This window comes from Modicisalibacter ilicicola DSM 19980, from assembly GCF_900128925.1.
Classification (GTDB): domain Bacteria; phylum Pseudomonadota; class Gammaproteobacteria; order Pseudomonadales; family Halomonadaceae; genus Modicisalibacter; species Modicisalibacter ilicicola.
In genome coordinates this window covers 1-12,299 of the sequence record NZ_FQUJ01000020.1, presented here as the reverse complement: position 1 = coordinate 12,299, position 12,299 = coordinate 1, and the positions used below count along the sequence as shown (strand labels likewise).

The window sequence follows — 12,299 nt, the reverse complement described above, 5'->3', positions numbered from 1 at the left end:
TCGTGTATACTACGCCCCCGTTTCATGGCCGCGAGGTCGTGAGTCCTACCGAAGCACGAGGGTTCCCTTACCCCTCGGCGGTACAAAAAGGAATCTTCGATGCTGTTGCTGTCCGATCGACAAAGGCGTCACTGCCTGGCGGTCCTGGTGGCCTTTCACATTTTCATCATTGCCGCCAGCAACTATCTGGTGCAATTGCCGTTTACCGTATTTGGCGTGCACACCACCTGGGGGGCGTTCAGCTTCCCGTTCATCTTCCTGGCGACCGACCTGACGGTTCGGCTGTTTGGCAAGGGCCCGGCACGAGTGATCATCGCCCGGGTGATGTTGCCCGCGCTGGTGATCTCCTACCTGCTGTCGGTGATGTTCGAGAAAGGTGAGTTCCGCAGCTTCGAGGCCCTTGGCGACTTCAACCTGTTCGTTGCACGTATCGCCCTGGCCAGTTTCATGGCCTACGTGATCGGCCAGCTGCTCGACATACAGGTCTTCGATCGCCTGCGGCGCAGCGCGCGCTGGTGGGTGGCGCCGGCCGTGTCGACGGTATTCGGCAACCTGGCGGATACCTTTGCGTTCTTTGCCATCGCCTTCCACCAAGGGCCGGATGCCTTCATGGCCAGTCACTGGGTTGAAATCGCCTGGGTCGACTATGGTATTAAACTGACAGCGTCACTTGTACTGTTCTTGCCCATGTATGGCCTGTTGCTGGGGTGGTTGAGTCGAGGTCTGCTGCGCTGGGGAGCCAGGCCCTCGCAGGAAGGAGTCTGACCGCTGATGCATCGCTTGCGAGAAGGAGGCATATGAGCAACACGATCGAACTCCACCACCAAGACAGTGGCCCCCGAGAGGGCGTGCCCCTGGTAGTGCTGCACGGCCTGTTCGGCAGTGCCGACAACTGGCGCTCCCATGTGAAGCAGTGGCAGGAGCGCCGGCGGGTGATCACGGTCGATCTGCGTAATCATGGTCGCTCCCCCCATGCACCCGGCATGGATTACGCTACCATGGCCGACGATGTGCTGGCGCTTCTCGACAGGCTCGACGTACCACGTTGCGACCTCCTGGGACACTCCATGGGCGGCAAGGTGGCGATCAGCGTGGCACGACTGGCGCCCGAACGCCTGGCATCCCTGATCGTTGCGGACATCGCCCCGATCGCCTACGGCCACGATCACGACAGCGTCTTCACCGCCATGCGCCGGGTCGAGGAGGGTGAACCCACCTCGCGCAAGCAGGCCGACGCGTTAATGGCCGAAGCCGTCGAAACTCCGGCGGTACGCATGTTCCTGGCGACCAATCTGGTGCGTGACGACGATGGCGTGATGCGCTGGCGGGTCGGGCTGGACGAGATCGACGACGCCTATGAGGACGTCGCCGCCGCGCCGGCCGGCGAGGGCGCCTATCATGGCCCGACCCTGGTGCTGCGCGGTGCCCACTCCGATTACGTCAGTGATGAACGCTTGTCTGATTTGAAAGACGTATTACCCGAGGCCGAGATCGAGACGCTCGACGCCGGACACTGGTTGCATGCCGAGGTGCCGGAAGCGTTCCAGCAGGCGGTGAACGCCTTTCTTGAGCGTCGGTCGTCCTGATCCTCAGGCGGCCCCGCTCAATGGTCGAATCTCGAGCCGCTGCTTGGCCTGGGTCAGGAAGCGATTGAGTATCTTGTAGGTATCCACATCGAAGCGGGGCTTGCCGGTGGCCAGGGAGGCCAAGCTCCGCTCGTCGAGATCGGGCAGGGTGCCCAGATAGCACCAGTGATCCACGACATGCCAGGCGCGGGTGCCATCCTCGGCGGTCTCGCCGAAAGCGACGCGGCCCGGCCAGGGCCAGTGATGCACTTTCAGGCGTTCGAGCGCCTCCCGGGCGCGATGGGTGTGTGCCTCGAGGGTTTCCTCCCCGCAACAGGCCCCCGCGCAGCGCCTAAGTTGCCGAGCGAAGCAGCGCCCACCCTCGTTGGTCAATCCCAGAACCTGCGGGCACAGGCGGTAGTCCTCGGCGATCCGGTCGAGTGCCTTGTGGGCATCACGGCGCGCTCGGAACAACCCGAAGAGGGCCAGGTCGTTCGAGGGGTCGATGCTCTCCCCGTCGGTCAGGTGCGGCGCTGCTTCCCCCTCCGGCCAGCACCAGCTCACTAGCCGGCTGTTCCGGCGCAGCAGACGGTTGTGCACCGGCATCAACTCCTTGATCAGCTGCGCTTCGAGCAATTGAGCGCCTAGGTCACCCGCGGTTTCCTGCCATTCCAGGTCATGAATCTGCTGGGTCAGGCGCATTTCCCGATCGTTGCGGTGGTCGTTGTTGAAATGGCTGAGTACCCGTGCCCGCAGATTGACGCTCTTGCCGACATACAGCACGGCACCCTTCTCGCCATGAAACAGGTAGACGCCGGGGCGTTCGGGCAAGGCCTGCAGGCGGGCAGGGTCCAGGTGCGCGGGCAGACTGGCCTGGCGCAACTGGGCCTGGATCAATGCCTCGATCCGGTCGCTGTCGTGTTGGACCTGCCAGCATCGCCAGAGTGCAAGCATGGCCCGGGTATCACCCTCCGCACGGTGGCGGTCGTAGCCCCCCAGACCGTGCCGCTCGAGCAGGGTGTCCAGGTTGTGCTGGCGATGCTGGGGGGCCAGCCGTCGCGACAGCTTGAGAGTGCAGATCACGCTGGCGCTGTAGTCGAGACCGGCGCGCTTGAACTCGTTGCGCAGGAAGCCGTAATCGAAGCGAGCGTTGTGAGCCACGAGCGCATCGTCCGCCAGCCAGGCGAAGAATTCGTTGGCCAGCGCCTCGAAGCAGGGGGCATCCGCCACCATGGCATCATCGATGCCGGTGATTCGTTGTATGTGCGCGGGAATGCCTTTTCGAGGGTTGACCAGGGAAACGTAACGATCGACGACCTCACCGTCGATCACGCGCAGGGCAGCGATTTCGGTGATTCGGTCTCGGGTAGTGCGAGTGCCGGTGGTTTCCAGGTCGATGAAGACGAGCGGGCGATCATTCATGAAAAGAACAAGCAAGATTCGTGTGCGGAAGTAGGGGCAGGGCCGCGGGTCGACGACGATTAGGTGCTTCGTCAGCCTCCCCTCGACTACCCGGAGCCGTCGCGGGTGGTCCCGTTCTCCCCCGGGGAGTCGACATCGCTGACATCGACGGCAAGCCGCTCAATGGGCGTCAGCGTCTCGATGAGACCACGCCCTTGCAGATAGGTTTCGAAGCGCAGGTAGCGCCGGGCCTGAAGTGTGGCCGGTCGCAAGGCAAGGTAGCGAAGCACGTCGGGCCAGGCTTTCGCATTTCCTGCTGTGTCGATACCCGGCTCGGCTCGGCTCACGAGCTCCCAGCCCCTCTCGGGATTGTTGACCAACCATAGGGTGGCCTGCTCGAGGGCGTCAAGAAAGTCCGCGATGTCCCGCCGATGCTGGCCCAGGACATCGCGATTGGCCACCAGGATCAATTCGTCGTAGACGGGCAGATCGCTTGCCTCGACCAGAAACTCCACAGCGTCGACGCCCTGCTGCATCAGCTGGTGCCGGGTGACATGGCGCATCGCCCCGATCACTGCATCCACCTCACCCTCGAGCAGGGAGGGCGTCAGCGCGAAATCAATCCTGCGCAGCGACAGGTCATCTGGCCCGATGGGCTGATCCTCGAGTATCGCGTCCAGCCATATGCGTGCCGGGCCTTCTTGTGCGTAGCCAAGTGTCTTGCCCTTGAGGAGCACCAGGCCGTCGATGCCGTTGTCCTTGCGGGCCAGCAAGGTCGCCAGCGGGGCCGGTACCAGGGTGCCCACTCGAATTAGGGGAAGCCCCTGTTCGACCAGGAGATGCAACTGCGGCTGTGAGGTCAGGGCCAGCTCTGCGCGCTGAGCGGCGATCAGCTTGGGGGGCACGCTCGGGTCTGCAGGGGTGGTCAAGGTGACCTCGAGGCCCTTGCGATCGAACAGGTCCTGTTCGCGCGCCACGATGAGGGGGGCGTGATAGGGTGTCGGGTACCAGTCGAGAACCACCCTCAGCCGGCGAGCCGGTGGCGGGATGAGTGGCTCGGGCTCGCGGTTGCTCACCGTTGGCTTGTCCGGGATGTCGATTGTCGGGATAGCGTCACTGCCGCTATCGTTCAGCATCCGTTTCAGAGCCAGGGAGGCGTCGATCGCCGCGTCGCTTACCGGCGGCTTGGCCGCGTTCTGGGCAAGCACATTGACGACCATGCCAAGCAGCAGCAGCAACACTGCCGCGACTGAGATTCGACGCAGCCCTGGGGTCATGGCGTTCTCATCTTGTCTGCAATATCCCGTCCACTGCGCCTGAGCTGCCAGTCTATCCCTGGGGCTACGATATGACTAGAGCAGTAGGGTGGCACACATGGTTTTTCTGGTGTCGTGGCTGATATGCGGGCCCTCTGTGCCCGGTCACTGCCTCATTGTCTCAGCCTTTCCAGTTTGTCCCAACGGCTTCGTCGCCGGTTTGCCGGTATGGCATACTTAATCACCTCTATTTTCGTGTTCGCGCTATGGACAGCATCAATACCCTGTTTCTGTTTACCGGCTCGCTGATCGCCCTCAGCGTGCTGGCGAGCCGATTGTCGTCCTTGTTTGGTTTGCCGCTGTTGCTGCTTTTCCTCGCCCTGGGCATGCTCGCCGGTGAGGACGGCATCCTGGGTGTCGACTTCGACAGCTATTCCCTGGCCTTCGTCATCGGCCACCTTGCGCTGGCGATGATTCTTCTCGACGGCGGCCTGCGAACGCGCATGAAGACCTTTCGGGTCGGCCTCAAGCCGGCACTGTCCCTGGCGACCCTGGGTGTCTTCGTCACCGGTGCCCTGGTGGGGCTGTTCGCGATGTGGTTCTTCGGGCTGAGCCTCACCGAAGGGTTGCTGGTGGGGGCAATCGTAGGCTCTACCGACGCGGCAGCGGTATTCTCGATGTTGCGCGGGCAGGGAGTCAGTCTCAACGAGCGTGTCGGGGCGACCCTTGAAATCGAGTCGGGCACCAACGACCCGATGGCGATTTTCCTGACCATCACCCTGGTCGAGATCCTGGTCGGGGGTATCGGTGGCCCCCTGGAGATGCTCCTGCTCTTCGTCAAGCAGTTCGGCCTGGGCCTGGCGATAGGACTGGGAGCCGGTTGGCTGGCAGCGCGCCTGCTCCGCTGGCTGGACCTGGCGCCGGGGCTCTACTCGTTGCTGGCGCTGGCTCTCGGATTCTGCGTGTTCGGGCTGACCAGCGCGCTGGATGGCAGCGGTTTCCTGGCGATCTACCTAACGGGGTTGATGATCGGCAATCAGCCGGGGCGGCACCTCAACTTCATCCTGCCGGTACACGATGGCCTGGCCTGGCTGAGCCAGATCGGTCTGTTCCTGGTGCTGGGGTTGCTCGTGACCCCCAGCGATATGGTCGCTTATGCCGTGCCCGGCGCGCTGCTCTCGCTGGTGCTGATCTTCGTCGCACGCCCGCTGGCGGTGGTGCTGGTCATCAAGCCTTTCTTCAGCTTTCGCTGGCGTGAGATCGCCTTCATTTCCTGGGTCGGCTTGCGTGGTGCGGTACCGATCGTGCTTGCCATCTTCCCGGTGGTCGGCGGGGTCGAGAATTCGGCGCTTTACTTCAATGTCGCGTTTTTCGTGGTGCTGATGTCCCTGGTGATCCAGGGTACGACCCTGTCGCTGATGGCGCGATGGACCCGGGTCGAGGTCCCGGCCAATGTGGCGCCCAATCGGCGCGGCCCCCTGGGCATATTGCCGGAAAACGATTTCGAGATGTTCGTCTACAAGGTGGACAACGAGGCACTCGAGGACGTGCCGATCCGGCTGCTGCGATTTCCCTCCGGTGCCCTGATATCGGCGCTGTTCAGGCAGCATGTCATGCTGCATCCCAAGGGCGGGACGCTTCTGAAGCTCGGCGACGTGATCTGCGTCATCGGACGCAGCGAGGACCTGCCGGCACTCAACCGGCTGTTCAATGGCGAGGCACGTCTCAAGCGCGAACGCGCTTTCTTCGGCACCTTCACCCTCGATGGCGGGGCGCTGATGAGCGATGTCGCTGCTGCCTACGGGCTGACCCTGAGCCCCGGGGAGCAGAACATGACCCTCGGCGAGTTCATCTCGTTGCGGGTCGGCGGCCATCCGGTGGTCGGTGACGACGTCGGCTGGCATGGCATCCACTGGGTGGTCAGCGTCATGGAAGGCAACAAGGTCACCAAGGTGGGGCTCAGGCTTTATCAATGACACTCCAAGGGATGCCGTGGCGGTCTAGCCGCCCAGGAAAGACGACATGGCCTTGTCGGCGATGGCGCCGCAGACCTTTTCACCCACCTGATCCTTGATGCCGCCGAGGTTGAAACTCTTGCCTTCCTCCTGGCCTTGCAGGATGCCGCTCAAGCCTTCCTGGTAACTCTTGTCTCGGGAGGCCTCCTGTTGCCCGCCGAGCTTGCCCAGCAGTTTCTCCTTGACCGTCTGTGTCGCACTCTTGCTGTAGCCCTGCTCCTGACAGTAGCCCAGCACGCCCGCGACGTTGCTCATGCTGCCCAGATCGAACGACCCCGAAGAAAGCGAACTCAACAAGGAGCCGCTCGACGAGTCGGACTGACCGGACAGGAGGCTGCCCGCCTTGTCCTTCATGCTGTCGAGGCTCGTGGCCGAACTCAGGGGGGCGAAGCCGACGATGGCGACCAGACCCGCGGCGCAAGCAAGGTGCTTGTTCATGCGAAGAACTCCTTGTTCATGTGATCGATGGAACTAACGCTTCTGATCGATGATTCCAGCATGAGCCGGACGGAGGCTGCTTGCAAAGCCGCGAGGGTAACGGGATGTACGCAGACGCCAGGAGGTGCCCGACGCCGGTATGCAAAAGGAGGCTGGTGAAGTCCCGGGGTGAAGGCGCCTGCCGACAGACGCCTCCGGTCGATCACTCAGAATTGATAGTTCACGCCGGCACTGATGGCGCTGACTTCGTAACTGGACTTGTCCAGGTAGGACATGTATTCGAGGGTGCCCGAGAATTGACGCGAAAAGAAGTTGACTTCGCCTCCCACGCCGTAGGAGAACCCGGAGTCGTCATCGGTTGCGGACATGCCATCGGCCTTTGCAGTCGCTTCCCCTTGAGTGAAACCGGCCAGAGCGTAGATGGAGACGACATCGGTGACGGGCAGGTGACCGACGGCATAGGCGCCAAACAGATGATCGACTTCTACCGTGACGTCGGTGTCGTAGCCGTTCACTGTCACTTCATCGTCGGAGAGTCCAAGACCTACGCGGCCTTCGAAAGAAAAGTTGTCGGTCAGGTAATGGCCGAGGCGGCCAACGAGCACGCTCGGGTCGCCTTCGATGTCGTACCCGTAGACAGTTTCTTCGTAGCTTGCCTGGGCGTATTGCAACCCGGCATAGCTGGTGCCGGCATCACCGGCCAGGGCGGGGCTGGAGACCAGGGTGGCAAGAACTAGCGCGCTAACCTTGAGTTTCATTTGGTGATCCCTGTGATGGACGTCTTTTCGGTCCTCGCTCGGCGGATGCTTGGTTGCCAGCAAGGTCCGGTCGATGATAACGCCGGGAGATCGTGCCAAATCGAAAATGAGCAGCGTTTTGCAGCGCCAGCTTGAAGGTTGACGCCGAGAGGCGATACGCAGGCAGGGTAGAGACGAAAAAAGCACCCGAAGGTGCTTTTCTGAAGAAGGGTGAGTGGCGGAGGGACAGGGATTCGAACCCTGGAAGGGCGTTAACCCTTGCCGGTTTTCAAGACCGGTGCATTCAACCGCTCTGCCATCCCTCCGGCTCACGGCGCTAGATACTACCAACTTTGGCTGGCCCGTCAAGGTATGTTGGCAATCAGGGGGTTAAACTGCCCGATCTTGGCTAAGATTAGGAAAATGGTGGTTGGCATGGGTGGAAATCCAGGTCGGGCGCCTGCATAACAGGTAAGGTTTACGGCGATGAACGAGGTGGGTATGTCAGAGAATATCATTCGGGTGCCTATAGAGGAGGCTGAAGGCGTCCAGCTTGCAGACGTGCATATCGTCGGTGCGGTAGGTCGCCACGACGACTCGCATCGCTACGTCGAGCTGATGAGCGATCTTCAGCATATCCCTATCGATAGCCCCAGTGGCGCCGAGGGTTCGCCCAATCTGCTGCTGGTCGAGGTCGATGACCCGAACGATCCGGAATGCCTGCGCAAGGCGATGGACATTCTGGCGCAGCACGAGCATTTCGAGCAGCGCCGCCATCGCTTCAAGCATTACTAGCGTCGCGAGCATTGGCTTGACAGGGCTGTTATCGTAACGTTTGGCTATTGCCTGCCAACATGGAAAAACGCAAGGAGCACGAATGGAAATCACGATTCTGAGCACCGGCATGGAGAACGACGAGTTTCATGAACTGGCGGGTGGCGAGATGGGTTCAACCCTGCGCAAGGCTGGCAAAGACTATCTGGGCAGCAAGAATCTCTCCGAAAACCAGTTGCGCGAGATGCAGCGCAATGACGAGCAGGCATTCCAGCAACTGCAGGAGGAGATGACGCACCACGCCCTCAATGTCGCCAACCTGTCAACCGATAGTACCCTCATCGCCTTGCGCCTGAATCTCGAAGGCCCCAAGCAACCCTGAGAACCCGGACGTTGGAGAAGGATGAACGAGCCCCGGGACCAGCGGGGCTCCTCGTTTCGTGGGAACGTTGGAATGATGGCTTGCGCAGGGAACGATCAAGCGGCATTCTCTGTCTATAGCTTGTCCAATAATCTATGAAGGAGCCTACATCCATGGCCTATCAGCAGTCGTCGCACGTAACGCAGCGTCAGACTAGCGCGGTCAGTACCAACAAGGTCCTCCGCAACACCTACATGCTCCTGGCAATGACGCTGCTGTTCTCGGCAGCCACTGCAGGGGTTTCCATGGCAATGGGCATCGGTCAGATGAACATCCTGGTGTTCTTCATCGGTGCCTATGGTCTGATGTTCCTGGTTCACAAGACCGCCAACTCTGCCGCCGGGTTGCTCGCGACCTTCGCCTTCACCGGTTTCATGGGCTTCACCCTCGGACCGATCCTGAGCCTCTATCTGTCGATCCCCAACGGGGCCCAACTGGTGATGACCGCCTTGGCCATGACCGGCGCGACCTTCCTGGGGCTGTCTGCCGTGGCACTGGTCACCAAGAAGGATTTCAGCTTCCTGGGCAACTTCCTGTTCGCCGGGGCCATCGTGCTGATCCTGGCGATGGTGGTGGCGTTGATCTTCAACATCACCGCACTGGCGCTGGCGGTTTCCGCGGGCTTCGTTCTCTTCTCTTCCGCGGTGATCCTGTACCAGACCAGTGAGATCGTGCACCGGGCCGGCGAGACCAACTATATCCTGGCCGCCGTCACGCTGTACGTGTCGATCTACAATCTGTTCATCAGCCTGCTGTCGCTGCTGGGCGTAATGAACAACGATTGATCGATCGCTCCTGATGTCCTGCATGGCCCCGCCTTATCAGGCGGGGCCGCATTGTTTTGAATGAAGCGTTCCTGCGAGATAGAGGTCGGGTCATGCGCTATGCACTGCTTGTCCAGGGGGCTCCCTACAGTCACCAGGCGGCTCACTCGGCCTTGAGATTCGCCGAGGCGTTGATCGCGCGGAGCCATCGTCTCGAGACGGTATTCTTCTATCATGATGGCGTCTATAACGCTCAACGGCTGGCCACGCCTCCCCAGGACGAACCGCAGCTGGTGGATGCCTGGTGCCGCTTGCACCACGAGCATGGCACTGCGCTACTGGTCTGCGTGGCCGCGGCGTTGCGGCGCGGGGTGGTCGACGAGCGGGAATCGCGTCGTCACGGCAAGCAGGGGCACAGCCTCGAGTCGCCCTTCGAGCTGACCGGGGTGGGCCAGTTGGTCGAGGCTGCCATGACCCATGATCGTCTGATCACGTTTTCCCCTTGAGGAGCGAACGATGAGCGATAGATCGCCAATGCCCATGCTCGTCGTCTTGCGTCATGCCCCCCACGGTAGCAGCTGGTTGCGCGAGGGGCTGGATGTGGCGCTGGTTGGTGCGGCGTTCGGTCAGTCGGTGACTCTGCTGTTCATCGGAGATGGGGTCGAAGCGCTCGTGAAAGGCCAGCAGACAGGACCGCTGGGTCAGAAGGGCACGCATCCGACGCTGGATATGCTGGCGATGTACGACATCGAGACCTTGCTGGTCGATGCCGAGTCCCTGGCTCAGCGAGGCTTGATCGAGACAGACTTGCAGCTACCGGTGACGCTCGTTGCTCCGGAGAGGCTGCCATCTCTCTTCGCCCATCATGCACCGGTGTTCAATTTCTAGTGTCTTGGGTTTCGTGCCTTGATGGATGATCATTGATGAATCGGGCATGTCGTAAGGAGGCGATCGCCGATGCTGCTGCACCTACTCAATCGCTCTGCGGCCTCGAGCCATGTGTACCGGGACGCGTTGCGCGCCATGGCTGAGGACGACTGCCTGCTGCTGACCGAGGATGGCGTTTACTCGGCCCTGATGCCTCTCGCCGAGCATTTCTCGGCGGTATACGGTCGTCTGTTCGCCTTGCGGGAAGACCTGGCCTCCCGGGGCCTGGAAGGGCGTTGCGCCGAGCAGATCGTCATCGTGGACATGGAGGGGTTCGTGCAATTGACCGAAGACGCCGATCGTGTGGTGAGCTGGTTCTGAGAAATCCTGATGGCAACGACGACGATTGAACGCTGGGTGAGGGTCGAAGGGCAAGAGATTGCCCTGGACCCGGAAGGCTACCTGGTTGACATGACAGACTGGTCGCCGGCCGTGGCCGAGGCACTGGCCGCCGAAGAAGAGCGCGAGTTGACCGCCGAGCACTGGGAGGTCATCGAGGTGCTGCGGGACTTCTATGCGCGCTACGAGATGGCGCCAGCCATGCGGCCGCTGGTCAAGGCGGTGGGGCAGGCCCTGGGGCCGGAGAAGGGCAAGTCCCTGCACCTGATGAAGCTGTTCCCGGACAGTCCGGCCAAGGCTGGGGCGCGCCTGGCTGGCCTGCCCAAGCCCACCAATTGCCTGTGAGGGGTACGGCATGAACTTCCTGGCCCATGCCTGTCTGGCCCGCGGGGGCAGCGACGCCTTTCTCTACGGCAACCTGATCGCCGATGGAGTCAAGGGTAGCGACCTTGGCGACTGGCCTGGCGACGTTGCTGCAGGCATACGTCACCATCGCCGGGTGGATGCGGTCGTCGATTCGCATCCCATCGTTCTGGCGGCCCGGGCCCGGGCTCCCTGTCCGGGGCGCCGCTACGCCGGCATCGCGCTTGATCTGGTGTGGGATCATTTCGTGGCCCGCGATCATGGGCCGGACCGCCGGAATCAGGCATTGATTCGCCGCTGCTACCGGCTACTCGAAGAGCGCCCGGCCCCCGCCCGTCTGGCGAACATGGTGCCGGTGCTGATCGAGCAGGATTGGCTGAACGGCTATGCCGACTTCGAATTTACCTGTGCCGCAGTGGCCGGGGTGGGGCGTCGCCTCAGGGGCCCCAACCGCCTGGCCGAGCTGATTCCCTGGCTCGAGGCCGATTACGTGGCGCTCGAACAGGACTTTGCCAGGCTGTGGCCCGAGTTGAACCATCGACTGGGTCTCTAATTCTGGCCAATCATGCTTTGCCGAGAAACGAGACGTCGATCTTCAGACTGAACTACACGGTACCGTGATCCTTGCAAGCCTACCCTGTTACCAACGACACGGCTTGAGATTATTGCGGGACTGAACACTCACGTTTGCCGTGCGCTTGTAAGACATTTGCAACAAGGCTTGTCAGCCATTTCATACAAATAATGTAATCAACTGTTTTAACTAGCTAATTTCGTTATCTTTGGTCAGATCGTTTTTTCAGGGAACTCCCATGGCGACCTCGACCAACCTCAAACTCCTTCTTCAATGTATCAATAGTGGCGATACTGCACGGGCCTCCGGCCCCGACAACTGCAGCCTAGGGGCGCAATGCCGATGCGGATGACGCGTTTCCTGGTCGATCTGGCCTGGCATCGGGACGGGCTGCGCCAGCTGTTCGAGACCGAACCGTCGCCTCGCTATCACCTGCTCTACCTGCAGACCCACCAACACGAACAGGCCACTGCCGGCCCGCTGCTCGTCGAACCCGCCTCGCCGGTTGCCCTTCAACGCTACCGCCCGTGGGTCGAAGAGGGGCTGGCCATCGAGCTGGTCTCGACGCAGCCGTTCGAGGTCGTCGCCGAGCATCTGAAGACCCTGACGGTGATCGAGCGCGAGCAGGCACCCCCCTCCCTGTTTCGTTACGCCGATCCCCGCGTCCTTGCCGGGCTCGAAGCCTCGTTGAACGCGCCTGAACGGGCGCGGCTACTGGGGCCGAA

16 protein-coding genes and 1 tRNA gene are annotated in these 12,299 nt (G+C 61.7%); 12 read left to right on the top strand and 5 right to left on the bottom strand.

Annotated elements, in window-relative coordinates; translation table 11 throughout:
- The first annotated feature begins 99 nt into the window (after window positions 1-99).
- On the top strand, window positions 100-765 hold the full coding sequence (locus BUA41_RS16970) for a 7-cyano-7-deazaguanine/7-aminomethyl-7-deazaguanine transporter (protein ID WP_072825061.1): 666 nt from the start codon (window positions 100-102) through the stop codon (window positions 763-765).
- 32 nt (window positions 766-797) lie between these two features.
- A complete protein-coding gene (locus BUA41_RS16965; protein WP_072825059.1) occupies window positions 798-1,586 on the top strand; it encodes an alpha/beta fold hydrolase in 789 nt (262 codons plus the stop codon).
- 3 nt (window positions 1,587-1,589) lie between these two features.
- Here BUA41_RS16965 and BUA41_RS16960 read toward each other — a convergent pair whose 3' ends face one another.
- Together BUA41_RS16960 and BUA41_RS16955 are read right to left on the bottom strand one after the other, a co-directional pair.
- Window positions 1,590-2,987, bottom strand: a complete 1,398-nt coding sequence (locus BUA41_RS16960; RefSeq protein ID WP_072825057.1) for a 3'-5' exonuclease family protein — start codon at window positions 2,985-2,987, stop codon at window positions 1,590-1,592.
- 86 nt (window positions 2,988-3,073) lie between these two features.
- Entirely contained in the window at window positions 3,074-4,243 is a 1,170-nt protein-coding gene (locus BUA41_RS16955) for an ABC transporter substrate-binding protein (RefSeq protein ID WP_084671783.1), read from the bottom strand.
- 245 nt (window positions 4,244-4,488) lie between these two features.
- Between BUA41_RS16955 and BUA41_RS16950 the strand changes: the two genes are divergently transcribed.
- Window positions 4,489-6,198: a potassium/proton antiporter gene (locus BUA41_RS16950; RefSeq protein WP_072825055.1), complete on the top strand. Its 1,710-nt coding sequence runs from the start codon at window positions 4,489-4,491 to the stop codon at window positions 6,196-6,198.
- 24 nt (window positions 6,199-6,222) lie between these two features.
- On the opposite strand, the gene BUA41_RS16945 is transcribed toward BUA41_RS16950, so the two are convergent.
- The 3 genes from BUA41_RS16945 to BUA41_RS16935 form a co-directional block, all read right to left on the bottom strand.
- Window positions 6,223-6,675 (bottom strand): DUF2501 domain-containing protein, encoded by a 453-nt coding sequence (locus BUA41_RS16945; protein WP_072825053.1) that lies wholly within the window; start codon window positions 6,673-6,675, stop codon window positions 6,223-6,225.
- Between the two features lie 206 nt (window positions 6,676-6,881).
- Window positions 6,882-7,433, bottom strand: a complete 552-nt coding sequence (locus BUA41_RS16940) for a porin family protein (RefSeq protein ID WP_072825051.1) — start codon at window positions 7,431-7,433, stop codon at window positions 6,882-6,884.
- A gap of 215 nt (window positions 7,434-7,648) precedes the next feature.
- Window positions 7,649-7,738: transfer RNA gene (locus BUA41_RS16935), tRNA-Ser, on the bottom strand.
- A gap of 175 nt (window positions 7,739-7,913) precedes the next feature.
- On the opposite strand from BUA41_RS16935, the gene BUA41_RS16930 reads away from it, so the two are divergent.
- The 9 genes from BUA41_RS16930 to BUA41_RS16890 form a co-directional block, all read left to right on the top strand.
- Complete coding sequence (locus BUA41_RS16930) at window positions 7,914-8,207, top strand: hypothetical protein (protein WP_072825049.1); 294 nt, start codon at window positions 7,914-7,916, stop codon at window positions 8,205-8,207.
- An 82-nt stretch (window positions 8,208-8,289) separates the two neighbouring features.
- Window positions 8,290-8,568, top strand: coding sequence for a hypothetical protein (locus BUA41_RS16925; protein WP_072825047.1), 279 nt, complete (start codon window positions 8,290-8,292; stop codon window positions 8,566-8,568).
- Between the two features lie 152 nt (window positions 8,569-8,720).
- Window positions 8,721-9,392, top strand: coding sequence for a Bax inhibitor-1/YccA family protein (locus BUA41_RS16920; RefSeq protein WP_072825045.1), 672 nt, complete (start codon window positions 8,721-8,723; stop codon window positions 9,390-9,392).
- A gap of 92 nt (window positions 9,393-9,484) precedes the next feature.
- The gene (gene tusD / locus BUA41_RS16915) at window positions 9,485-9,877 is read left to right on the top strand and encodes a sulfurtransferase complex subunit TusD (protein ID WP_072825043.1); all 393 of its coding nucleotides are present in this window, start codon (window positions 9,485-9,487) and stop codon (window positions 9,875-9,877) included.
- Between the two features lie 10 nt (window positions 9,878-9,887).
- The gene (gene tusC / locus BUA41_RS16910) at window positions 9,888-10,259 is read left to right on the top strand and encodes a sulfurtransferase complex subunit TusC (protein WP_072825041.1); all 372 of its coding nucleotides are present in this window, start codon (window positions 9,888-9,890) and stop codon (window positions 10,257-10,259) included.
- A 69-nt stretch (window positions 10,260-10,328) separates the two neighbouring features.
- Complete coding sequence (tusB, locus tag BUA41_RS16905) at window positions 10,329-10,619, top strand: sulfurtransferase complex subunit TusB (RefSeq protein ID WP_072825039.1); 291 nt, start codon at window positions 10,329-10,331, stop codon at window positions 10,617-10,619.
- 9 nt (window positions 10,620-10,628) lie between these two features.
- Window positions 10,629-10,982 (top strand): TusE/DsrC/DsvC family sulfur relay protein, encoded by a 354-nt coding sequence (locus BUA41_RS16900; RefSeq protein WP_072825037.1) that lies wholly within the window; start codon window positions 10,629-10,631, stop codon window positions 10,980-10,982.
- A gap of 10 nt (window positions 10,983-10,992) precedes the next feature.
- Window positions 10,993-11,553 (top strand): acyl carrier protein phosphodiesterase, encoded by a 561-nt coding sequence (locus BUA41_RS16895; protein ID WP_072825035.1) that lies wholly within the window; start codon window positions 10,993-10,995, stop codon window positions 11,551-11,553.
- A gap of 363 nt (window positions 11,554-11,916) precedes the next feature.
- Window positions 11,917-12,299: DUF4123 domain-containing protein (locus tag BUA41_RS16890; protein WP_175547002.1), on the top strand; the 383-nt coding region annotated here is incomplete at its 3' end.